The sequence below is a fragment of the Streptomyces laculatispora genome (assembly GCF_017353455.1).
GTDB lineage: Bacteria > Actinomycetota > Actinomycetes > Streptomycetales > Streptomycetaceae > Streptomyces > Streptomyces laculatispora.
Genome location: NZ_JAFMPZ010000183.1, coordinates 1 through 22,983 on the forward strand (window position 1 = coordinate 1; position 22,983 = coordinate 22,983).

The 22,983-nt window shown below is 71.7% G+C and carries 19 protein-coding genes; 7 read left to right on the forward strand and 12 right to left on the reverse strand.

The window, feature by feature from the left end:
* Nucleotides 1-78 precede the first annotated feature (78 nt).
* The 4 genes from J1C73_RS10650 to J1C73_RS10665 form a co-directional block, all read right to left on the reverse strand.
* The gene (locus J1C73_RS10650; protein WP_207316130.1) at nt 79-606 is read right to left on the reverse strand and encodes an HAD domain-containing protein; all 528 of its coding nucleotides are present in this window, start codon (nt 604-606) and stop codon (nt 79-81) included.
* A 110-nt stretch (nt 607-716) separates the two neighbouring features.
* Entirely contained in the window at nt 717-1,709 is a 993-nt protein-coding gene (locus tag J1C73_RS10655; protein ID WP_207316131.1) for a CehA/McbA family metallohydrolase, read from the reverse strand.
* A 42-nt stretch (nt 1,710-1,751) separates the two neighbouring features.
* Nucleotides 1,752-2,486 (reverse strand): SDR family NAD(P)-dependent oxidoreductase, encoded by a 735-nt coding sequence (locus J1C73_RS10660; protein WP_207316132.1) that lies wholly within the window; start codon nt 2,484-2,486, stop codon nt 1,752-1,754.
* A 245-nt stretch (nt 2,487-2,731) separates the two neighbouring features.
* Complete coding sequence (locus J1C73_RS10665; RefSeq protein ID WP_124286326.1) at nt 2,732-2,914, reverse strand: DUF6381 family protein; 183 nt, start codon at nt 2,912-2,914, stop codon at nt 2,732-2,734.
* 196 nt (nt 2,915-3,110) lie between these two features.
* On the opposite strand from J1C73_RS10665, the gene J1C73_RS10670 reads away from it, so the two are divergent.
* The gene (locus J1C73_RS10670; RefSeq protein ID WP_207316133.1) at nt 3,111-3,818 is read left to right on the forward strand and encodes a ribonuclease H family protein; all 708 of its coding nucleotides are present in this window, start codon (nt 3,111-3,113) and stop codon (nt 3,816-3,818) included.
* Between the two features lie 185 nt (nt 3,819-4,003).
* Entirely contained in the window at nt 4,004-4,738 is a 735-nt protein-coding gene (locus J1C73_RS10675; protein ID WP_207316134.1) for a CDP-alcohol phosphatidyltransferase family protein, read from the forward strand.
* Here J1C73_RS10675 and J1C73_RS10680 read toward each other — a convergent pair.
* Nucleotides 4,707-5,153 (reverse strand): FAD synthase family protein, encoded by a 447-nt coding sequence (locus tag J1C73_RS10680; protein WP_123467195.1) that lies wholly within the window; start codon nt 5,151-5,153, stop codon nt 4,707-4,709. The genes J1C73_RS10675 and J1C73_RS10680 overlap by 32 nt on opposite strands.
* Before the next feature lie 212 nt (nt 5,154-5,365).
* Between J1C73_RS10680 and J1C73_RS10685 the strand changes: the two genes are divergently transcribed.
* The 3 genes from J1C73_RS10685 to J1C73_RS10695 are packed head-to-tail and all read left to right on the forward strand — an operon-like array spanning nt 5,366 to nt 9,629.
* Complete coding sequence (locus tag J1C73_RS10685; RefSeq protein WP_207316135.1) at nt 5,366-6,628, forward strand: glycosyltransferase; 1,263 nt, start codon at nt 5,366-5,368, stop codon at nt 6,626-6,628.
* Complete coding sequence (locus tag J1C73_RS10690; protein WP_207316136.1) at nt 6,625-8,388, forward strand: lipopolysaccharide biosynthesis protein; 1,764 nt, start codon at nt 6,625-6,627, stop codon at nt 8,386-8,388. The genes J1C73_RS10685 and J1C73_RS10690 overlap by 4 nt, the downstream gene beginning before the upstream one ends.
* Complete coding sequence (locus J1C73_RS10695) at nt 8,385-9,629, forward strand: MATE family efflux transporter (protein WP_207316137.1); 1,245 nt, start codon at nt 8,385-8,387, stop codon at nt 9,627-9,629. The genes J1C73_RS10690 and J1C73_RS10695 overlap by 4 nt, the downstream gene beginning before the upstream one ends.
* Here the strand turns inward: J1C73_RS10695 and J1C73_RS10700 are convergent.
* A complete protein-coding gene (locus J1C73_RS10700; RefSeq protein ID WP_372446674.1) occupies nt 9,598-11,112 on the reverse strand; it encodes a hypothetical protein in 1,515 nt (504 codons plus the stop codon). The genes J1C73_RS10695 and J1C73_RS10700 overlap by 32 nt on opposite strands.
* A 104-nt stretch (nt 11,113-11,216) precedes the next feature.
* Here J1C73_RS10700 and J1C73_RS10705 point away from each other — a divergent pair, with 104 nt between their 5' ends.
* Nucleotides 11,217-12,377, forward strand: a complete 1,161-nt coding sequence (locus tag J1C73_RS10705) for a glycosyltransferase (protein WP_207316138.1) — start codon at nt 11,217-11,219, stop codon at nt 12,375-12,377.
* A gap of 1 nt (nt 12,378) precedes the next feature.
* Here J1C73_RS10705 and J1C73_RS10710 read toward each other — a convergent pair whose 3' ends face one another.
* The 5 genes from J1C73_RS10710 to gmd are packed head-to-tail and all read right to left on the reverse strand — an operon-like array spanning nt 12,379 to nt 19,949.
* The gene (locus J1C73_RS10710; protein WP_123467184.1) at nt 12,379-13,206 is read right to left on the reverse strand and encodes a glycosyltransferase family 2 protein; all 828 of its coding nucleotides are present in this window, start codon (nt 13,204-13,206) and stop codon (nt 12,379-12,381) included.
* Complete coding sequence (locus J1C73_RS10715; RefSeq protein WP_207316139.1) at nt 13,203-13,901, reverse strand: Rv1352/Rv1906c domain-containing protein; 699 nt, start codon at nt 13,899-13,901, stop codon at nt 13,203-13,205. Before J1C73_RS10715 ends, J1C73_RS10710 begins: the two co-directional genes overlap by 4 nt.
* On the reverse strand, nt 13,898-16,153 hold the full coding sequence (locus J1C73_RS10720; protein ID WP_207316140.1) for a LamG domain-containing protein: 2,256 nt from the start codon (nt 16,151-16,153) through the stop codon (nt 13,898-13,900). Before J1C73_RS10720 ends, J1C73_RS10715 begins: the two co-directional genes overlap by 4 nt.
* Nucleotides 16,150-18,900, reverse strand: a complete 2,751-nt coding sequence (locus J1C73_RS10725; RefSeq protein ID WP_307797661.1) for a LamG-like jellyroll fold domain-containing protein — start codon at nt 18,898-18,900, stop codon at nt 16,150-16,152. Before J1C73_RS10725 ends, J1C73_RS10720 begins: the two co-directional genes overlap by 4 nt.
* A 35-nt stretch (nt 18,901-18,935) precedes the next feature.
* The gene (gene gmd, locus J1C73_RS10730; RefSeq protein WP_207316142.1) at nt 18,936-19,949 is read right to left on the reverse strand and encodes a GDP-mannose 4,6-dehydratase; all 1,014 of its coding nucleotides are present in this window, start codon (nt 19,947-19,949) and stop codon (nt 18,936-18,938) included.
* Between the two features lie 112 nt (nt 19,950-20,061).
* Between gmd and J1C73_RS10735 the strand changes: the two genes are divergently transcribed.
* On the forward strand, nt 20,062-21,045 hold the full coding sequence (locus J1C73_RS10735) for a GDP-L-fucose synthase family protein (RefSeq protein WP_207316143.1): 984 nt from the start codon (nt 20,062-20,064) through the stop codon (nt 21,043-21,045).
* A 99-nt stretch (nt 21,046-21,144) separates the two neighbouring features.
* Here the strand turns inward: J1C73_RS10735 and J1C73_RS10740 are convergent, their stop codons facing one another.
* Nucleotides 21,145-22,647, reverse strand: a complete 1,503-nt coding sequence (locus J1C73_RS10740; RefSeq protein WP_207316144.1) for a sugar transferase — start codon at nt 22,645-22,647, stop codon at nt 21,145-21,147.
* Between the last annotated feature and the right edge of the window lie 336 nt (nt 22,648-22,983).

Consider the following 22,983-nt stretch of genomic DNA (forward strand, 5'->3'; position numbering starts at 1 on the left):
GGCGGCGGCCGATGTGGCACTGCTGCTGGTGCGCGGCGCCGCCCCGCTGTGACCCGGGCAGCGGGTGTACCGGCGGCCTCACATCGTGCGCAGCCAGGCGTCGAGCAGCCGGAAGTCGTCGTCGGTGAGACCGCGCCCGGGATCGACGCGGTGGAGCAGGGCCCGCTTACCGTGGTGTGCGGCCACCCATCTCCGGTCCGCCTCACCGATCTCGTCGTCGACCCAGGCGAACGCCCGCCCGCCGGCCCACTCGACGAGTGTGCGGGTCTTCCAGTGCAGCCCCGCCCGTGCGTCCCGCACGTCCTCGGACGACATGCCGGGCCACAGCACCACGGGGAGCGCCGGCAGCCCGAGCCGCGGCGCGACGACCTCGTTCGCCTCGTGCGTCCATGTCGTCGCCCACACCAGCTCGCAGTCGAGCGCGGCCAGCCGGGGCCCGAGTCCCGGATCGATCCTGGCGAGCAGCGGGTGTGCCCCGGCTCCGGGCGGAACCGGCCCGGTCGAGTACGTCGGGTGGCTGCCGCTCGGGCCGGTCGCCGGGCCGAACGGGAGGAGCGGGCCGTCGACGTCGAGAAAGAGCAGCGGAAGCCCGCCTGAACCGGTCACCGCTGCACGGTACAGCCGGACGTCGGCGCCCGCCCGTATCGTCCGCCCTGTCGCCCTGTCGCCCTGTCGCCCTGTCGCCGTCTCGGCGCGCGGGCCGACGCGCTGCCGGATCAGGCCAGGACGACCGGATTGCTGAGCGCCGCCATGTGCCCCTCGCGATGCCGTACCTCGATCCGGACGAACGCCGACTCCGCTGCGCTGAACTGCCACTGCGCGACGCCAGGTCCCGCATCGGGAAGGGACACGCGGTGCGCCTCTCCCCGTTCGGTGCGAAAGCTGACCGTGCCCGACGGCACACCGCGTACGTCCGCCCTTGCCACGGCCGCCTCACCACCCGTTTCCAGCAGCTCGCCGATCCCGGCGCGCCGCTCGCCTGCCGAGACCGTGAACGACAGCTCGACCGCGGCCGATCCGGCGATCCAGCTCCGGCCGGCGCGGATGCCGGCGAGGATCGCGTCGGCACGCAGCCCGTCGGCCAGTACGACGGTGTGCGGGGTGCCGATCTGGCCCGCGAGATGAGCGTCACTGTTCCCGACGGCAGGCCGCCACCGTCCCCGGTGGATGTCCGCGGCCAGGCCGCGCCCCCATTCGGCCAGGGCCGCCTCGTTGTCCGCCTGCCAGGGGACGTCCGAACTCCACTGCCCGTTCCACACCTCGACCACGTCGAAGCCCCGGTACGGGTACATGAAGGTGCCCGAGGGATACGGCGCGTGCGGGTGGGCCGCGACGCAGAGTCCGCCGGCTCGGTGAACCTCGTCCAGCTGCCGGCCGATCAGGTCGTCCCGCACGCCGTAGCGCCCGTCGACCACTCGCCCCGGGGGGATGCCCAGAGCGAGCCAGTGCCCGGTCAGGGTGGTGACCTCCTGGCCCAGGATCACCAGCAGTTCGTCGTCGGCCTGCCGGGCCCAGGCGGCATGCGTCTCGACGGTGTTGTGCTCGGTGGCGGCGAGGAAGACAAGTCCTGCCGCACGTGCGTCGGCCACCAGCCGCTCCGGCGTCAGCTCGGCGCCGTTCGAGACCGCCGAATGCACATGGCAGTCACCCCGGTACCAGCCGCGCCCCAGGCCGCCCACCGGCGGTGGCTGAGAGCCGGGCTCCGGCATCAGTGCGACGCCTGCCGGAACCGGGCACCGCGCAACGCCACGTCAGCGCCCGCCCGCCACGCGCAGAATCGCCCCGGTGGCGTACGAGGCGTCGTCCGAGAGCAGCCAGGCGACGGCTCCGGCGACCTCCTCCGGCTGACCGGGCCGGCCCAGTGGGATGCCGGCGGCGGCCCTGTCGGGGCGCTCGGGGTCCTCGTGGAACCCGGTCCGGATGATGCCGGGCGACACCGCGTTGACCCGGATGCCGGCTGCGGCGACCTCCTTGGACAGGCCGATGGTCATCGTGTCCACCGCTGCCTTGGCGGCGGCGTAGTGGACGTACTCGCCGGGGCTGCCGAGGGTGGCGGCAGCCGAGGACATGTTCACGATGGCCCCGCCGCCGGTCCGGCTCATATCGCGCACGGCCCGCCGCGCACAGAGCAGGTACCCGATGACATTGACGTCCAGGGCGCGTCGGAGTCCGGCCGCGTCGGCGTCCGCGAGCGGGCCCGTCGGGCCGCCGACACCCGCGTTGTTGACCAGCCCGGTGACCGGCCCGAGCTCGGCGGCCGCGGACTCGAAGAGCCGGTCGACACCTGCCTCGTCGGTCGTGTCCAGCCGTACCGTGACACAGCGCCGGCCCGTCTCCAGCACGTTCCGGGCGACGGCCTCGGCCGCCGTCGCGTCGGAGCGGTAGCCCAGTGCGATGTCGTGCCCGTCGCCCGCCAGACGTACACAGACCGCCGCGCCGATTCCGCGGCTGCCGCCGGTGACCACGGTGACCGGATGACGGCTCATGAATGCCCCTGACTCCCGTGCGAGGACCCGATGCCCCCGGCGGAGGGGACCATCGTAGGGAGTGATGACCGAACTCCTCCGGGCAGGTCCGGGCCTCAGCTCCGGCGGGACGCGGGCTCGCGGGACAGCCCTCAGGTATGCGCTTTGGACCGGCGCGTTCCCGCGGCGGTCCGGTGAACGACTCAATGGACTGCCACCCACTCATGGAAGGGTGGCAGTCCATCGGCCGTACCTGTGACGCGGTGCTACTGGGGGAGGTCGCTGCCGCCCCGGCCGGCCTGCTGCTCGCTCTGCTCGTGCAGCTTGCGGGCCTTCTCCTGGAGCCGTCGGCGCTGCTCCGGGTCGTTGGTGCGCTCCGCGGCCTCGGTCATGTGCCTGGCCTTCTCGCGCATCTGATCGGCTCGGCCGGTTTCTCCTGCAACGCTCATCGTCGCTCCTTGAACGGTAGGGAAGAGCGGGCTCACTCAGAGAACCAGCGCTCCGGGTCCGTCGCACTCCGAACCGCTACGTACCGTGAAGGTGCCAGGTGGGGCGGGTGCCGGGAGCGGGCTGCTGCGGCGGTGCGGGCGCCGGCTCCCGCACCGGCGGGACTCATGGCCCCCCGGCGCTGGCATGATCAGGGGTATGAACGAGCGCATGATCGCCGCGTGTGACGGGGCATCGAAGGGTAATCCGGGGCCTGCGGCCTGGGCGTATGTGGTGGCCGACGCGGAGGGCAGGCCTTTTCGGTGGGAGGCGGGACCGCTGGGCACCGCCACCAACAACGTCGCCGAGCTGACCGCGCTGCAGGAGCTGCTGGAGTCCGTCGACCCCGGTGTGCCGCTCGAGGTCCGGATGGATTCGCAGTACGCGATGAACGCCGTCACCAAGTGGCTGCGGGGCTGGAAGCGCAACGGCTGGAAGACCTCGGCCGGCAAACCCGTCGCCAACCGCGATCTGGTGGCCCGCATCGACGCCCTGCTGACCGGCCGGGCCGTGGACTTCGTCTACGTGCCCGCCCACCAGGTGGACGGCGACCCGCTGAACGCGCTCGCCGACCAGGCGGCCAGTGAGGTGGCCGTGGCGCAGCGGGCGGCAGGCACCTCGCAGGGTTCCGCGGACCTGCCGGTGCCCGTGGCCGCCCGCGCCTCCGAAGGGCGTCGGGCCGACGGCGCGGCCAGGAGCACGGGTGGTGCGGCGAAGAGCACGGGCGGCGCGGCCCGCTCCGGCGCCACCATCCGCGCCAGGTTCGCGGGGCGCTGCCACTGCGGGAAGCCGTACGCGGCCAAGGACACGATCGCGAAGAACGACCAGGGCTGGGGCCACCCGGAGTGCCGCACCGCCTCCGTCTGACCCGTGCGGTCCCCGGCCCACCGCCTGCCGCCCGGCCGGTCCGGCTTAGCCGGCGGGCCCGGATCTGCCGGCCGGGCCGGGGCGATCCGGCCCCCGCGACGGGTTCCGCGTGCCATGATGCGGCTCCGGCGGAGCGGTCGATGCGCCGCCGGAGCTGTGGACAACGGCGACACGCTGGGGGGCGTATGGAAAGCACGGGAACGGTGCTGCGTGAGCTGCGCGGGGCGCAGAAGTCGGCCAAGGGGGTTTCGCTCTACTCGCGGTACGTGAACCGGCCGGCCGGCCGGGTCTTCGCGGCCGTCGCGTTCCGGCTGGGCATGACACCCAACCAAGTCACGGCGGTGAGCGCGGCGTTCACCTTCGCCGCCCTCGCGTCCGTGGCCCTGGCCAGGCCCACGTGGGGGCTGGCCCTCCTGGTCTACGCGGGGCTGGCCGTGGGATTCGCCCTCGACTCGGCCGACGGGCAGCTCGCCCGGCTCACCGGCCGGGGAGGCCCCGACGGCGAATGGCTCGACCACGTCGTCGACTGCGCCAAGATGATCCTCGTCCACACCGTCGTACTGATCTCGTTCCAGCGCTATTTCGCCCTGCCGGCCGACGGCTGGCTGCTCCTGCCGCTCGGCTTCCTGTTCGTGGCCGTGCTGACCTTCTGCGCGGGGCTGCTGCGTGAACAACTGGGCAGGGCCGCCGCCCGTCCCGGGCCGGCCGGTGACGCCGGGCCCGGGCAGGGGGTCTCGAAGCTGCGGGCCGTGGCGCTGCTGCCGGCCGACTACGGGGTGTTCTGCCTGATGTTCCTGCTGCTCGGCGACGAGACGGTGTTCCGGATCGGCTATGCCGTGCTCGCCGCCGTGCACGCGCTGTTCCTGGTGGCGTTCCTCATCAAGTGGTTCAGGGAGCTGAAAGCGCTCCGGGCAGGCTGACCAGCGAGTCCAGCGCCCGGCGCAGCTGGGTGCTGGACGTGTGCACGGTGTACGGGAAGTAGACGACCTCCACGCCGACCTCGGCGAAGTCGCGTTCGAGCCGTTTTCCCTTCTCCGTGTCCCGCCAGTCGTCCCCCTTGAAGATGACGTCGAACCTGACCTGCTGCCAGGTCTCCACCTTGTCGGGGACGGTCTCGACGAACGCGGCGTCCACATACCGGACGCTCCGGACGATCTCCAGCCGCTCCGGCAGCGGAATGACCGGTCTGTGGCCCTTCGCGAGCACGGCCATCTCGTCCGAGACGACCCCCGCGACCAGGTAGTCGCACTGGCTGCGGGCATGCCGCAGGATGTTGAGGTGACCTATGTGGAACAGGTCGTAGACCCCCGGCGCGTAGCCGACCCTGTGCACCATCCGTTCTCTCCCCCCACGGTGAACGTGATCTCCGTGTCCCACCGGCAGGTTTCCGGACATCGCATCCGGTCCGGTGGGATATCGGTATCGGTGTTGATCGTGCAACGACCTTACTGTGAAGACCACTTGCTCATCTCGTGAACGGATAAGCTCACTTTTGGGGCTGTTCCTTGGGGGGAACACAGGTGGCTCCGGGGGAAGGCGACCGTCCGATGCCAGACGCAGATCAGCACAAGCCGTTCCAGCACCGCCGACTGCTGGTGGTCTCGACCAACTACGCACCGGAGCTGACCGGTATCGGCCCGTACGCCGCGCAACTCGCCGAGCACTGGGCCGCGTCCGGCGCCGAGACCCATGTGCTGACCGGGATGCCGCACTATCCGTCCTGGCGGACCGAGCCGGAGTACCGGGGTGTGTGGCGGGCCGAGGAGGAGCGCTCGGGGGTGACGGTCCACCGGCGAAGACACTATGTGCCGCCTCGTCAGAGCGCCCTGCGCAGAGCCGCGTTCGAGGCATCCGTCCTCGCGCACGGGCTGGTCTCACCGCCCGCGGTGCGGGCGGACGCGGTGATCTCCCAGATGCCGAGCCTCGCGGGCGGCATCCTGGGCGCCCGGCTGGCCCGTCGCCACCGGGTCCCGTACATACCCGTCGTGCAGGACCTGATGGGCGCCGCCGCCGCGCAGAGCGGTATCCGCGGCGGCGGCCGGGCGGCGGCGGTGGCGTCCCGGGCCGAGGAGTACGCGCTGCGCGCCGCCTCGCTCGTCGGCGTCATCCACGAGAGCTTCGTCCCCCGGGTCACCGCCTACGGAGTCGACCCGGGACGCATCCGGCTGGTGCCCAACTGGAGCCACGTACAGGCCCCTTCGGCTGACCGTGCCATGACCAGGGCGCGCCTGGGCTGGCGCGAGGACACCCCGGTGGTTCTGCACTCGGGCAACATGGGACTCAAACAGGGCCTGGAGGTCCTCGTCGACGCGGCCCGGCTCGCCCCCGGGATACGCATCGTGCTGATGGGCGACGGCAACCAACGCGAGGCGCTGCTGGCCCGCGCGGCCGGGCTGCCCAACCTCGACTTCCTGCCGGCGGCGGGGGCGGAGGAGTTCACCGACGTCCTGGCCGCCGCCGACGTCCTCGCCGTGACCCAGCGCGCATCCGTACTCGACATGAGCGTGCCCTCCAAGCTGACCTCGTACTTCGTCTCGGGCCGCCCCGTCGTCGCCTCGGTGGCTGACGAGGGGGGCACCGCCCAGGAGGTGCAGCGCTCCGGCGCCGGGCTCCTCGTCGCCCCCGAGGACCCGGCCGCGGTGCTGGCGGCCGTCCGCAAACTCGTCGAGCAGCCGGCCGCCGCCGACGAGCTCGGCGCCCACGGACCCAGGTACGTGGCACGTCACCTCGGCCGGGAGGCCGGTCTCGCCCGCTTCGACGCACTGCTCACCGAGGTCCTTCAGGACACCCAAGGGAGACCACGCCGATGACCCAGCCGATCCGCGCCCTGGAGGATCAGGACGAACCCGCGCTGCTGCGGGACCAGTTCCGCCAGCTCCTGCGCTACCGCGCGCTGCTCGCGTGCGGCGTGGTCGTCGGACTGCTCGGCGGCGGCTGGCTCGCCCTGAGCGGCGAGGACACCTACACCTCCACCGGCGAGGTGTCGGTGCGCTCGGCCACCTCGGACCCGTTCGCCGCGGGCGCCTCGGCCGACAAGGGCATCAACATCGGCTCCGAACGCCAGACCGCCGTCAGTGACGCCGTGGGTACCGTGGCCGTCGGCTCGCTGGTCAAGCACGGCGACACGGTGGAGGTCGGAAAGCTGCTGACCGGCCTCCAGGTCACCAACCCGCCCAACACCCTGGTGCTCAGGTTCTCCTACACCGCCCGCGACCCCGAACAGGCCAGGGCACGGGCCCAGGCACTGGCCGAGGCCTACCTGGAGATCCGCCGGGAGCGCACCGAGAACAGCATCGACAACATGGTCGACGGCTACCGCGCCCAGTTGAAGCCGCTCACCGAACAGCGCGACCGGCTGGCCGAGCAGGAGACCGGCACCGTCGGCAGCGACGTCACCAGCGCCCGCGCCAACCTGATCGTCGCCATCTCCGGACTCAGCCAGAAGATCTCGGAGTTGCGCGCCCTCGACACCACACCGGGCTATCTGAACAAGAAGCCGGTCGCACCGGAGCGGCCCACCGGCGCGGGACTTCCCCTGCTCCTCGGGCTCGGCGGCGTCGTTGGGCTCGCCCTCGGCCTGCTGCTCTCCTGGGTACGGCTCGTCTTCGACCCGGCGGTCCGCTCCACCAGGGAACTCGTCCGCTCGCTCGGCGCCCCGCTGCTCGGCACCCTGCCCAGGGACCGCGCCGCGGCGGGCCAGCTGCTCGCCATCGGACGCAGCGGCAGCCGGCTGGCCGAGGAGTACCGGGCGGTGGCCTTCCGGCTCGCTTACGACCCCTCGTTCGCCGAGCGCCGACGGCTCCTGGTCACGGCGCCCCGCGGGGACAACGACATGGCCGCCGCCGCCGCGGTCAACCTGGCGGCCGCCTTCGCCGAGATGGGCCGTGACGTCCTGCTCGTCGAAGCGGATCTGCGCACCCCGTCCCTGGCCAGGGACCTCGGCGCCGCGACCCGGGGCGGCCGGCCCCGCTGGGCCGCGGAGCGCGACGAACGGGGCTGGCCCTCGGACAGCCGCACCAACGTGGACGTGCCCGGATCGGGGGCCTTCACCCTGATCGCGGGCCGCCGGATGGACAATGTGCCCCGCGCCCTGACCTCCGAGCCCGTCGGCCGGATCGTCGCCGAGGGCGGCCGGCCCGGAGCCGTCGTCATCGTGCTGGCCCCGCCCGTACTCTCGTACGCCGACGCCGTCGCGCTCATCGACCGCGTGGAGGGCGTCGTGGTGGTCTGCGACCCGCGCGAGGTGCACCGCAGCGACCTGGAGCGGATCCGCGAGATCATCGGCGCCGCGGGCGGGTCCGTACTCGGCACCCTGCTGCACCCCGGTCACGGACGGCTGGAGCGCCGGGCGCGGGGGAAGGCGGCCAATCGCCGCGCCCGCAACCGGCGGACACAAGGACAGGGACGTGACGGGCAGGACGGCCACGGACAGCCGGACGGATCCGACCGGGCCGAGGGCGGCCGCGCGGGCGACCCCACCGAGACGATGGGGCTGCGCACCCTGGACGGCGGCACCCGGTACAGCGGCAACGGCGGCAGCGACCACAGCAGCACCGCGGGACACAGATGAAGGCACGCACCGCGATCGTCTGCTCGGTCGCGGACCAGGGGGTGGCGGCGCTCACCAACATCCTGGTCCTGGTGGTGGCGGCCCGGCTCTCCACCGTCGCCGACTTCGCACGGTTCTCCGGCGTGTACCTGGTCTTCACCGTGCTGCTCGGTGTCTTCGGCGCCTACACCGGACAGCCGCTGGTGCTGCGCCGCGGCGCGGGCGAGGAGACCCGCGGCGCCTGCCGGTCCGCGGTCGGCTTCACCCTGCTCGTCTCGGCGCTCCTCGGCGCCCTGCTCGCCGCGGTCTGCGCGGTACTTCCGGGCGACACGGCACGGGCCCTGATGATGCTGGGACTCGTCCTGCCCGTCGTCCTCGGGCAGGACACGGCCCGCTACGCCTTCGCCACGCTCCAGGCACAGCACCTGGCCCTGGCCGCGGACACGCTCCGGCTGGTCTGCGTGCTCGGCGCGCTGACCGTACAGCCGCACGGCACCTCGGCCGCCCGGCTCGTCACCGTCTGGGGCCTCTCCGCACTGCCCGCGCTCCTGCTGTCCGGTACCGTGCTGCACCGCCGGACCGCCGGCAGCCCCGTGCGGCTTCGGCCCCTGCTGCGGCGCGGCCACCTCGGCCGGCGGTTCGTCGTCGAGTTCGGGGTGGGCAACGCCACCAGCCAGCTCTCCGTGCTCGGCCTGGGCGTGGTCGGCAACCCGCTCGTGGTCGGCGCGCTGCGCGGCGCGACCACCCTCTTCGGCCCGCTGAACGTGCTGTTCACCTCCGCCACCGGCTTCGGCCCGCCGCTGCTCGGACGGCTCGCCACCGACCGGCTCAGGGTCCGGGCCACCGCGGCCCTGGCCGCGGTCCTGGCGGCGACCGCCGCGGGCTGGGCCACCGTTCTCGCCCTGCTGCCCGCGAGAGTGGGCCGCCATCTGCTCGGCGACACCTGGCCCACGGCGGCGGCGCTGCTCCCCGCGACCGGCAGCCAGTACGCGGCGATGGCCGTCGGCACCTGCGGACTGCTGGCGCTGAGACTGCTCGATCCGCGCACCACGCTCTCCATCCAGGTGGTCTTCTCGCTCGCCGCGGTGGCCTTCCTGACCGGGGGATACCTGCTCGGCGGGGTACCGGGCGCCGCCTGGGGCCTGTGCCTGGGCTCCGTCTGCAAGGCGATCGCCACCTGGACCCGGGTGGCGCGGCTGACCCGTCGCGGCGCTGCGGAACCAGCCGCGGTCAGTGCGACCGCTGTTCGTTCCGGTCCCTGAAACTCGTGACCAGCGCCAGGCACAGTGCGGCGATGGCCAGCTTCCCGGCCGCCTGCAACAGCGGGCCGCGCAGCAGGATGAAGGTGTACCCGGCGATCAGCGGAGCCGCGATGGCAAGGACGCTGCCGGGCCCCGGACCGTCCCGGGAGACCGCCCGCGCGTACCGGCGGTCGGTGCGCGCGGCCGCGTACCCGATCACGGCGAAGCCGCCGATCATGCCGGGGGCGCCGAAGTCGACCCACAGCTCGGTCCACAGCGGCGCCGAGAGGTTGGTCATGTTCATCCCCATCCACTGCCCGACCCGCACCCCGGTGTCCTCCGGCTTTCCGCTCCACGCCGCCCGCGGCACGAAGAAGAAGGCGGAGCCCGCCAGTTGGCGCCCGTAGGTGTGGTCCCGGGTGTCGACCCAGGAGATGGTGTTGGCGAACATGACGCTCTGGTCGTAGTCCTTGGTGGCAAGCGGCTCGAAGACCGACGACGACTGCACCGGCCGGTACCCGGAGTCGTCGTAGCGGAACCGGTCGGCGTACGGGAACAGCACCAGGGCCCCGATCACGCCCATGGCCAGCACTGAGCGGTACATCGCCGCACTGGCCGGGAACGCGGTGAACAGCAGTGAGACCAGCACCGTCAGGAACCAGTAACGGGCGTTGGAGACGGGGTTGTTCACGACCAGGTTCACCAGCAGCAGCGCGAACCAGACCAGCACGGTGGACGGCGAGCGCCGGGCCCGGCGCGAGGTCACCAGCCGCCGGGTGAGGAAGAGGAACGCGAGCAGGGCCGGAACCGTACCGAACCCCTTGAGGAACGCCGACCCCACATTGGACCCGCTGGACACGACCCCGCTGTCCGCGACCGAGGCGCTGATCTCCTGCCTGCTGGAGAAGAAGACCGCGGGCCCGCCGAGCTTCAGCACGTAGTAGCCGCTCGCCGCGAACGCCAGCAGCACCAGTAGCCGCAGCCGGACCGGGTGCGCGGTGGCCCGGGCACCGCTCCCGCGCGCGGTGGTGCGCCTGCGCAGCGGACGCCGGGACGCCAGCAGGGCCCCGAGGTCGAACGCGGCGCAGCCCACCAGGACGAGTGCGATCGCGGTCACCAGGTCGGAGCGCGGCCCGACCATCGGCGTCGGGGTCTGCCCGATGACGGCCTGGGCGAACGGGGCCACCCCCATCGCGATGTACACGAACATCCAGAAGACGCCCTGCAGCAGCCGGCGCCGGGTGGAGAGGATCATGGTCGCCAGCCGCGCCCCCGAGTAGCACGTCAGCACCAGCTGCAGCCAGTACGCGGTGTCCCGGACCCCGCTCCCGGGCTGCGCGGCGATCAGCGCGGGCAGGAAGCAGACGAGGCCGAGGATGAGCGGCACGGCCATCGCGCGCGACAGCATCGCCCAGGACATGGGTTTGGCGGGCGGCTCGACCGGACGCCCCGGTCCGCTCTCCAGGACGGGAGCGGACGGCGTCACCCCGTGCACGGACGTCATCTGTTCCCCGTTCCGTGATCCTGTGAACACTCTAACGAATCAACCCACTTGGGGGGATGTGATGACTAGTCTGTGAACTGCTGCCGAGGTCGAGGGGAACCCTGGTGAAGATCCTGCACGTCGTCACACTGCACACTCCGGACCACGCCTTCGGGGGTCCGACCCGGGTGGCCCTGAATCTCTCGAAGGTACAGCGCGCCGAGGGGGACGACGCCCGGATCATGGCACTGGGCGACGGTTTCGACGGCCCGCTGCCGTCCCACGTGGAGGGGGTGCCCGCGCACCTCTACCAGGCCCGCCATCTGCTGCCGCGGTTCGAGGTCAGCGGCATCACCTCGGGGCCGCTGCTGCTGGCCGCGCGCCGCATGATGCGCGGCGCCGACGTCGTCCATGTGCATCTGATGCGCGATCTGGTGACGCTGCCCGCCGCGCTGCTGGCACTGGCCTCCGGCACCCCGCTGGTCGTCCAGACGCACGGCATGGTGGACCCGACCGAGAAACGGGTGGCGCAGCTGACCGACCTGCTGGGCGTACGGAGGGTCCTGCGCGGCGCGGACGCGGTGCTGCACCTCACCGAGAGCGAGCGGATCGATGTGAACGCCGTCGCGGCCCCGGTGCGGCTCACCCGGACGGTGCGCCTGGTCAACGGCGTTCGGCCGCAGGAGCGCAAGCCCGACCGGGACCCCGCGCGGCCGCCGACGGTGCTCTTCCTCGCCCGGATACAGGAGCGCAAGCGCCCGGAGGACTTCGTCGCCGCGATGCCCGCGGTACTGGCCGAGTACCCGGACGCCAGGTTCGTGCTGGCGGGACCGGACACGGGCGCACTTCCCGGCACGCTCCGGCTGGCCCGCGAGCTGGGCGTGCTGGACTCGCTCGACCACGTCGGACCCCTCGGCCACGAGGAGGTGCTGGCGGCGGGACGGCAGGCCGATGTGTACGTCCTGCCGTCGATCGAGGAACCCCTCGGCGTCTCGGTCCTCGAAGCGATGTCGGTCGGCACCCCCGTGGTCATCACCCGCACCTGCGGCCTCGGCCCCGACGTGGCGCAGGCCGGTGCGGGCCGGGTGATCGACAGCCGGGTCGGCGAGGACGCGGCCAACGCGGGCAAGGTCGCGCGGGCGGTCCTGGAACTGCTGGAGCCGAAGGCCAACGCCGAGGCCGGGCAGGCCGCCTGGGAGCTGGTCGGTGAGCACTTCACCATCGACGTCGTGAACCGGACGCTCCGGCGGACCTACGAGAGCGTGGTCCGCCGGAAGCGCCGGTGACTCAAGAAGCGGGCACCCCACGCGACTTCAGGGCGATCTGCCACCGGTAGAAGCTCATCGCCAGGGCGAAGTCGAGGCCGGCCCGCCCGTCCAGGAAGCCCCGCCGGTACACGTACATGTACGCGAAGGACACCAGCGGCTTGAACGGCGCCTTGTGGAACAGCTGCCCCTGGCGGGACTTGACCCGGCGCACCTGCTCCTTGACCTCGGGATGGTGCTCCAGCCACGCCTCCCAGTCCGAGTACCGGTTGTGCCGCTCGAACCAGGCGGTCACCGGGTCGAGGTCCTGGTGCTCGATCGGATTGCGGAGGGACCCGGCGGTCTCCGCGACCGGCTGGTAGTGGCCCTCGACCTCGCCGATGCCGGGCGCGTCGAGATCTCCCACCTCCGGGTACCGGCTGCGGGTGCGGTCGGTCAGCGACCGCTTGCGGATGGTGTAGCCGTGCCGCAGCCGCTTCCCGGAGAACCAGTACCCCAGCGGAATGTCGTACGCGGCGGGCCTCGGCGCGTCCGGATCGGCGAAGACCTGCCGCAGTTCGGCCAGCAGACCGGGGCTCAGCCGCTCGTCGCCGTCGAGCAGCAGGATCCAGTCCAGGTCCGTGCGGACCTGGTCCAGGCACCACTGCTTCTTCCGGGGATGTCCACCGTCCCAGGTGTACATGACGACCTCGGCCCCGCACTCCGCGGCGATCTTCGCGGTGTCGTCCGTACTGTGCGAGTCGACCACGACGACCGCCTCGAAGTGGCCGAGGACCGACTTCACCGCCTCGGCGATGTTGAGCCCCTCGTTCTTCGTGGGGATGGCCACGGCTATCGGCAGCTTGTTCATCCGTTGTCTCCTTCGGGCAGCCAGGCGTAGCAGCCTGTGGAGGTGAAGGCGCGGGCCGCCTTCGGGATCGTGATGCCGGTCCGCTTCCCGTCGTCGGACGAACCCGACGCCAGGTCCTTGCCGTTCGCCCCGGTGATCTCCCAGCTGCAGTTCTTCGTGGGTGTGACGTCGCGGTAGCGGCCCGGCCGGAGCTGTGCGCCCTTGTACATGCCGTCGGCGTACGCCCGCGAGGCCCGCTCCACGACCTCCTCGTGCCGCGGGCACAGGTGTCCGACGGCGGGCCCGGCGTCCGCGATCTCGCCCGTGGCCACGGCCCCGACCGCGGTGTCCCGGTCGACCTTGACCAGGTACGTCAGCCGGTCGCAGGTCTCCTGCCCGGTCTGGAGGACCGCCGCCGGGTCCATGCCCTTGGGTACCCGGTCGACCAGGTACTCCTTCTGCTTCTTCGTGAACGTACCGGTGGCCGGGGTGAGTTCGTCGGTGGGGGTCTTCGGCGGCTCACTGGAGCGTGAGGCCCGCGGGCCCTTCGAGGCGGAGCCGTCCGGCTCCGCGGGCGCGCCGGCCACCGGCCCCGCCGAGGCCGCGGCGGCGGCGCCGGCCGTCTTCTCCCCGGCTCCGCCGGAGGACGAGCCGCAGGCGGCCAGCGCCGCCGTCGTGATGACGACGACGGCGCCGGCCAGGAACGGATGTCTCATCCACCTGTCCTCAAGGCGTAGTGGGCACTGACCTGGGCAGCGGTCAGCGCGGTCGGGTACACGGCGGTCTCGTCGATCTGTCCGGCGAAGAAGTCGCTCGTCGGACGGTTCGGCCAGCTCGCGAGGTTGTCCCCGCCCACCCGCCAGTAGCCGGGGTAGCTCTCGTTCCCGGTGTACAGCGGGTTCGAGGCGCGGAGCTGCCCGTCCACGTACAGGGCCATGCCGCCGCTGCCCTGGGTGGCGACGACATGGTGCCAGGCACCGTCGTTGTAGGCCCCGGATGTGCTGACGGTCCGGCCGCCGCCGTTGTGGGTGCCGAAGGTGAGGCGCCCGTTGTTGAGCATGTACACATGCTTGTCGTACTGGCCGCTGACTTCCATGGTCTTGTTCCCGAAGCCGATGATCTTCCCTCCCCGGGTCGTCGTCGTCTTGATCCAGGTCTCCACGGAGAACTTCGTGGCCTGGGCATGGCTCCGGTTGCTGTACGCGTACTGAGTGGTCCCGTTGAACCCGATGGCGGTCGAGGGCCCGGCCACGGCGGCCGGGGTCTGCCGGTAGGAGGGCGCGTTGCGCAGGAAGCCGTTGTCCAGGCCCGCTCCCGTGTCGGCGGCGAAGGTGGACGTGCCCTCGTCGTAGCGCCAGTAGAGGGTTGCTCCGTCGGAGAGCACCCTGGCCGGGTAGCTCTCGGCCTTCGACGCCACGGTCGCGGTCACCGCCGGTGACTTGGCGCTGGTGTTGATGCCGTCGCTCGCACTGATCCGGTAGGTGTGCGTCTCACCCGGTGCGACATCGGTGTCGGTCCACCGCAGCTGAGGGCGGTCCCAGAACACGGAGAAGCCCGTCGTGGTGTACACGGGGGTGCTCGCGCCGTCCTTGTAGATCCGGTAGGTCAGCTCCCCGTCGTCCGTGTCGAAGCTCGTCTGCCAGTTCACGTCCACCTTGTTCGGGGCGACCGTGGAGACGCTCACGTTGGGCACCCAGGGCGCCCCGGTGTCGGGGCCGTCGGCGAAGCGGGTCAGCCCCTGCTGCGGTGAGCTGTTGACGGTGGTGAACTCGCCGCCCACCCAGAGGTAGTGATGCCCGCCCTTGTCGGTCTGCGCCATCACCCGGGGGCCGACCGGTTCCCCGATCCCGTCGTTGGTGTCGGGGAACCACGGAAGCAGCTTGGGGTCGTCGACGGACTGCGCCAGCAGATGCTTGCGCGGCTGGTCCGGGAACTCACCCATCGAGGCGCAGTCATGGGCGTGACTGCCGCTGTAGAGCACCCCCTTGTGCACCAGGACGGTCTGTGTGGCACCGAGACAGGTGTCCCGCCACACCTGCTGGAAGGTGGTCAGGTCCACGGCGATCCGGCCGTCGAAGACACCGCCCCCGGTGCCCTCGTTGGCGGTGTAGAACTTGGTGGCGTCCGTGGTGAGGTCCTGCACCGTCGAGGTGTTCGGGATGAAGCCCGGGTAGCTCTTGTCCAGGGCGCCCGTCGTCGCGTTCACCACCGCGAGGGCGTGCGACGCGGTGCCGTTGACGGTGAAGAAGTCGCCCCCGATCACGACGTGCTGCCCATCGGGAGTGACCTCGACGGCCCGGCCGACCTCGTCCGTGTTGGCCGTCCACGGCTTCAGCGCCGCGCCCGTGGTGACGGCGGCGAACTTGTTCCGGGTCTGTCCCGCGACACTGTTGAAGTCACCGCCCAGATAGACCGTGTCGTCGGTGACGGCGAGGGCCCGGACGGTCGCGGAGACGGCGACCTTGAAGTTCGTGCGCGGGGTGCAGGTCGCCGTGTCGATGGCCGCGATATTGCTCACGCCGACCCCGTTCACCGAACCGAACTGGCCGCCCGCATATAGGGTTTTGCCGTCGGGGGAGAGGGTGAGGGCCCGCACGGTCGCGGTTCCCGAGGAGAGCGTGAACGACAGGCTGCAGCCGGTCGGCGCACCGGTCGCGGCGTCGAACGCGGCGAAGTTCACCGCGGGCTGTTCGGACGTCCCGGCAGGCGCGTTCGGCGGCCGTACGGTGGAGAACGTGCCGCCCGTGTAGACGACCCCGTCGTCCGTCGCGGCCATCGACCAGACGATGCCGTTGGTCTGCCAGGTGGAGAGGTCGTCGGCGGTCAGCGAGACCGGTGGGGTGAGCGCCGTGGCCGGGGAGCCCCCGGCGGCGGCGCTCAGGGCCCCGGTGAGCAGGCAGAGCGCGGCGGTCGCGGCCCGTACCCGGCCGCGTCCACGGGATCTGCGCCCCGTACTTTCGTTCATCATTCAGCTCCGAAGGTGAGAACGAGCTGCGGCCGGTGGGCCGCGGTTGCGACCTCGCCCGACCAGATGCGGAGCGAATCCGTTCCGCCGCTGGTGAGGGCGAGTGAGTAGGCGGAGCCCAGGGCTCCGCCCAGCGCCGGCGCGTCCAGCTCCACCGAGTAGTCGGTGGAGACGGCGGTCGCGCCGGAGATGGTCCCCAGCACCGTCGTGGCGAGCGACGGCCGGGAGTTGTAGGTGACCGCCGACTCGGTCCACGCGCCGGAGACCGGCACGAGGGTGTGGCTGTCGGCCGAGCCCGCCGTGGGGTCCGACGAGGTACGGAAGGTGAGCCGGGCACTCCTGAGCTTCTGCCCGGCCGGGGCGGTGGGCAGCGTGTACCGGAGGTAGCTCAGATAGGCCGTGGTACCCCGCGAGGCGAGCTGGTCGTTGTTGTACGTGGTGTTCGCGGCGACGCTGTTGACGTACGCGTCCTCGGTCGGTGTCAGCGTGAGCGTGGTGTCCCCGGGGCCCGGCGGGGTGTCCGCCAGATCGTGGTGCGCGGCCACCTGCGCCGCGCTCAGCGCCGACGGATAGATCGCCGTCTCGTCGACCTGCCCCGCGAAATAGGTGCTGGTGGGGCGGCTGGGCCAGCCGTTGGTCATCGCGTCGCCGCCGACCCGCCAGTACCCGTTGTACGAGCGGTTGCCGGCCGTGGCGTTGGAGCCGACGGACACGCCGTCCACGTACAGCCTCATGCCGGACGGTCCCTGGGTGGCCACCGCGTGGTGCCAGGCGTTGTCGTTGTACGAGGCGGCCGAGGTGACGGTGGGACGGCTGCTGGTGCTGCCGACCTGTACGCCGAACGCGAGGCGCCCGTTGTCGGTGAGGTAGAGGAGCTTGTCGGAGATCCCGCTGGTGTGCCCCTGCGCGCTGCCGATGTTGTTGCCGTAGCCGACGATCCGGCCGCCCCGGCCCGTGTCCGTACGGAACCAGGTCTCGATGGAGTACGGGGTCGGTGACGTGTAGTGGTGCAGCCGGTCGCTGTACACGTACTCGTCGGCGCCGTTGAGGGCGAGCGCCGACGAACCGGCCACGGCGGACGGTGCCGAACGGTACGAGGGGGCGTTCACGTACACGCCGCCGTCGTCATTGTCCGAGGCGTCGGCGGCGAACGCGCCGCCCGCCTCGTCGTAGCGCCAGTACAGATCCGCCCCGTCGGCGAGCACCCGCTGCGCGTACGGACTCGACGAACCGGCCGCGGTGACCGTGGCGTTGGCGGAGAGCGCACTGGTGTTGGTGCCGTCGCTCGCCGTGATCCGGTACGAGTAGCTCCGGCCCGCCACGACATCGGTGTCGGTGAAGGTGAGCTGCGGCCTGCTGAAGAAGAGCGAGGAGCCGGTCGTGGTGTGGACGGGCGTCGAGCCGCCGTTGCGGTACACCCGGTAGGTCAGCAGGCTGTCGTCCAGGTCCAGGCTCGAACGCCAGCTGACCCGCACCGCACCGGCCCGCGGCGCCGAGAGGCTCACCACGGGTACGGAGGGCGCCCCGGTGTCCGGCGTGGTGGCGAACCGGGTCAGCGCCTGCTGCGCCACCCCGTTGACCGTGGTGAACTCGCCGCCCACCCAGAGGAAGTCGCGGCCGCCCCGGGACGAGACGGTCAGGGCGCGCGGCCCCACCGGTTCACCGATGCCGTCATTGGTGTCCGGGAGCCAGCCCAGCATGGCCGGATCGCCGACCGACTGGGCGGTGAGGTGCTTGCGCACCTGGTTGGGGAACCCTCCCATGGTCGAGCAGTCGTGGACGTGGCTGCCCGCGTAGAGCACTCCCCGGTAGACCCGCAGGGCCTGCGTGGCGCCCTGGCACGTGTCCCGCCAGCGCTGGTCGAAGGTGTCGAGCCCCATGGCCAGACGTCCGTCGAAGGAGGCACCGCCGGCGCCCTCGCCGCCGGCGTACCAGCCGTTGGACGCGGTGTCGGTGACGATGTCCTTGATCACGGCGGACGACGGGATGAAGTTTCCGGTGTAGGCACGGGTCAGCGCACCCGAAGCGGCGCTGGTCACCGCGAGGGCGTGCGAGTTCGCGCCGCCCACGGTGAAGAAGTCGCCGCCGATCAGCACGTTCTGCCCGTCCGGGGTGACCTTCAGGGTCCTGCCCGGATCGTCGGCGTCCGGGTTCCACGCGGTCACCGCACCGGCGGCGGTGACCGCGCCGAAGAAGCGGCGGGTCCGGCTGTCGAGGCTCTGGAAGTCGCCGCCGGCGTAGACGGTTCCGTCCCCCGCCACGTCCAGCGCCCGCACGGTCGCCCCGAAGTTCGGTGCGAACCCCGCACGCAGCGTGCAGTCGGCGGTGTTGACGGCCACCAGGCCGTTGGCGCCCGTCCCGTTGACCGCGTTGAAGTAACCGCCCGCGTACAGGGTGGACTTGTCGGGTGAGACGGCGAGCGCCCGCACGGTCGCCGTGCCGCTGCTCCGGGTGAAGGAGAGCGAGCAGCCGGTGGGCGCCCCGGTGGCGGCGTCGAACGCGGCGAAGTTGACCGCCGAGGTGGTGTTGCTGCCCGCCGGGGAGCCGGCCGGGCGCACGTTGGTGAACGTGCCGCCCGCGTAGACGACGCCGTTCGCCTCGGCGAGCGACCAGACGATGCCGTTCGTCTGGTACGTGGCGAGGTTGTCGGCGGTGAATCCGACGGGCGGGGTCAGCGCCGCGGCCGGGGGAGCGGTGGCCGCGGACGCGGTGAGCGCCCCGGCGGTGAGTGCGAGGACGGCGGCGAACACCCCGCCGGGCGTACGTCTGAGACGTCCGGGGCGGCTCACCGGTCCACCCGCACCGCGGCCCCGGTGAGCTGGTCGGCCAGTTGCCGGACATCGGCGTCGACCATGATCCGGGCCAGCTCACGCGACTTCACGGCCGGTTTCCAGCCCAGCAGTTCCGCCGCCTTGGACGCGTCCCCTATCAGCGCGTCGACCTCGCTGGGGCGCTCGTACTTCGCGTCGTACCGGACGTGCTCGCGCCAGTCCAGACCGGCGTGCTCGAAGGCGTACTCCAGGAACTGCCGGACGCTGACCCCCTCGCCGGTGGCCACCACGTAGTCGTCCGGGGCGTCGCACTGGAGCATCCGCCACATCGCGTCGACGTACTCGGGGGCGTAACCCCAGTCGCGCACCGCGTCCAGGTTCCCCAGGTGCAGATGCGTCTGCAGGCCCGCCTTGATCCGGGCCACCCCGCGGGTGATCTTCCGGGTCACGAAGGTCTCGCCGCGGCGCGGGGACTCGTGGTTGAAGAGAATCCCGTTGACCGCGAACATCCCATACGCTTCACGGTAGTTGACCGTCGACCAGTACGAGTAGACCTTCGCGACGCTGTACGGACTGCGCGGATGGAACGGCGTCCGCTCGTTCTGCGGCGGCGGGCTGGCGCCGAACATCTCCGAGGACGACGCCTGGTAGACGCGGGTGTCGATGCCGCTGGCGCGCACGGCCTCCAGGAGACGGATCGTGCCGAGCCCGGTGATGTCCCCCGTGTACAGCGGGGCGTCGAAGGAGACCCGGACGTGCGACTGCGCGCCGAGGTTGTAGACCTCGTCGGGCCGGATGTCGCGCAGCAGGTTCACCAGGGCGACACCGTCGGCGAGATCGGCGTGATGCAGGACGAAGGAGCGGTCCTCCTCCTCCGGGCCCTGGTAGATGTGGTCGATCCGCTCGGTGTTGAAGCTCGACGAACGGCGGATGAGTCCATGGACCGTGTATCCCTTTTGCAGCAGCAGCTCGGACAGGTACGAACCGTCCTGTCCGGTCACGCCGGTGATGAGCGCGGTCTTTGCCACGTCTCCCCCTTCTGTGGTCGCCCGAGAGGCTGTTGGTCGCCGAAATTTCAGAGTTTGAGCGATCTGCGGTAAAACGTCACCGCGTGAGGGTGCTGCTGGCACAATCCGAGCCATGACGACTGATCTCCCCGGCCCTCCCCAGGAATCCGTCCCGTCCCTGCTACGGCCCGGCGCCTGTGTGTTCGTCGCCGGCCACCGCGGTCTGGTGGGCTCGGCGGTGGTGCGCCGCCTCACCGCCGAAGGCCACGAGGTGATAACGCGCGGCCGCGACCAGCTGGACCTGCGTGACGCCGAGCGGACCGCGGCCTTTCTGCGGGACGCGCGTCCGGACGCCGTGGTACTGGCCGCCGCCAAGGTCGGCGGGATCATGGCCAACAGCACGTACCCGGTGCAGTTCCTGGAGGACAATCTGCGGATCCAGCTGAGCGTGATCGCCGGGGCGCACGCGGCGGGCGTCGAACGGTTGCTCTTCCTCGGCTCGTCCTGCATCTACCCCAGGCGCGCCCCGCAGCCCATCCCCGAGAGCGCCCTGCTCACCGGCCCGCTGGAGCCGACCAACGAGGCGTACGCGCTCGCGAAGATCGCCGGGATCGTGCAGACCCAGTCCTACCGCCGGCAGTACGGCGCCTCGTACATCAGCGCCATGCCCACCAATCTCTACGGACCGGGCGACAACTTCGACCTGGAGACCTCGCACGTCCTGCCCGCACTGATCCGCCGCTTCCACGAGGCGCGGCTGAGCGGGGCGCCGGCCGTCACGCTCTGGGGCTCCGGAAGCCCCCGGCGCGAGTTCCTGCACGTCGACGATCTGGCCGCCGCCTGCGTGCTGCTGCTGGAGCGATACGACGGTGACGAACCCGTCAACGTCGGCTCCGGCGAAGACCTGACGATCCGTGAACTCGCTTCGACAGTAGCTGATGTGACGTGCTATCAGGGAGTGGTCGAATGGGACACGGCCAAGCCCGACGGCACCCCGCGCAAGCTGCTGGACGTGTCCCGGCTGGCTTCCCTCGGCTTCGCGCCGCGGATCGAGCTGCGTGACGGAATCGCCGGCACCTACGCATGGTGGCTCCAGCAGCAGGGCGCCCGGGTCTGACCGGCAGCCGGGACCGGCCCTCCCGGCCGGGTGGGCGGAGGCCGTCGCGCTGCCGTCCACCCGGCCGCCTCCCGTTCCTCGCATCCCCTGCCGCCGCTCTCAGTAGGCCCCGCGGCCGTCGGTGACGGCGCGCAGGGTACGGGCCATGAGTCCCATGTCCGTGGCCACGGACCAGTTGTCCACGTACCAGAGGTCGAGCGACACGGTCTCCTGCCAGGACAGGTCGGAGCGCCCGCTGACCTGCCACAGGCCGGTCAGCCCCGGTTTGACCGCGAGCCGTCTCAGCTCGCGCTCGTCGTAACGGGACACCTCGTCCGGCAGTGGCGGGCGCGGTCCGACCAGGGACATGTCACCCCGTAGGACATTGAAGAGCTGGGGCAGCTCGTCGAGGGACGAGCGGCGCAGCAGCCGGCCGACGCGGGTGACCCGGGGGTCGCGGCGCATCTTGAACATCGGGCCGTCGATCTCGTTGGAGGTGGTGAGACGCGCCCGGTGTTGTTCGGCGTCCGCGATCATCGTGCGGAACTTCCACATGGTGAACGGCCGGTTGTGCTGCCCGTGGCGGATCTGCCGGTGGAAGACCGGTCCGCGGGAAGTGAGCCGGACCGCCGCCGCGACCAGCAGCAGCAGTGGGGCCAGTGCGAGCAGGCCGAGGGCGGCGCCGGTCCGGTCCACCGCGGCCTTGAGCGCGGGCTGCGCTCCCCGCCGCAGCGGCGGCACGATGTGCAGCAGGGTCAGTCCGGCCGCCGACGCCGGGCGGACCCGGCCCGCCGCGATCTCCGAGAGGTGCGACAGCACGGACAGTTCGAGCCCGCCGTCGTGAAGCCCCCAGGACAGCCGCCGTAATCGTTCCTCGGTGAGCTCCGGCCCCGGCGCCACCAGCGCCAGGTCGGCCTCGTGCGCGAAGGCCGCGCCCAGCACCGTCGAGGCGTCGTCGTCTGCGGGTGTGGGCGCGAGCCGCCCCGGGACCGGGGCGTCGCAGTTCAGCGCCGCCGTTCCCACGGGTACGGCGGCCACCACGACGTAGCCGTGGTCCGAACGGGAGCCGAGCAGCCGCACCGCCCGGTCCACCCCCGCGGCCTCGCCGACCACCAGTACCCGGCGGGCCGTCCGCCGCTTCCCCCACCGCGGCAGCTGACGGACTCCGGACACCGCCGTGGTCGCCAGCAGGCCCGGGATCAGTGCCACGACCGCCGCCGCCGGATCGATGGACCCGTCGGCCACCGTCCAGAGCACCGCCAGTACGCCGATGAGCAGCAGCCAGTCCCCGGATGCGGTCAGCGCTCCGGCCGGGCGGCCGGGCGCCCGGAGCGAGTACCGGCCGCGCGCGGCCCGCACGGCGGACCACACCAGGGCGGCCGCGGACGCGCCGGCCAGAGCCCCGGGCTCGCCGTCGGTGCGCAGGACGAGCCAGCCGGGAAGCCCGAGCCCGAGCAGGTCCAGGCAGATGACCAGAGGCAGATACCGGCCGGGTCCTGACTTCGGCCCGGGCCGGGCGGAACGTTCGCGCTGTACGGTCGGGCCCTGCGGCAACCGGTCGAACTTCTGGCTGCGGGGCCGGTTCGAAGTGGTCCGTGGGCGAGGCGCCCCCGCCAGTCCCACGGGTCCTGATCTATCGGATTCGGGTAGCTCGACATGCCCCATGAACCCCCCAGTCACAGTTGCATCTCCACAAACGGGGCGCATCCGCCGATCCTGTGGACTGACGGATGCGCCCTCGCTCGGTGCACGATATCCACACACGTGCCATTTCGCTGGAGTTCCAGTGAAGTTCAGACATGCGGTGTGAGCCGGAACTCGTCCCGTTCCGCGCTGGATCACAGGTTCTGTGCGCTGGTGTTGGTATTTGGGCGGCACCGCAATCGGGCGGTGTGTGGATATGTACCTCGTCTTCGTCAACTACCCTATGTGGTCGCTCGGTTGATCTGCGCTGCCTGC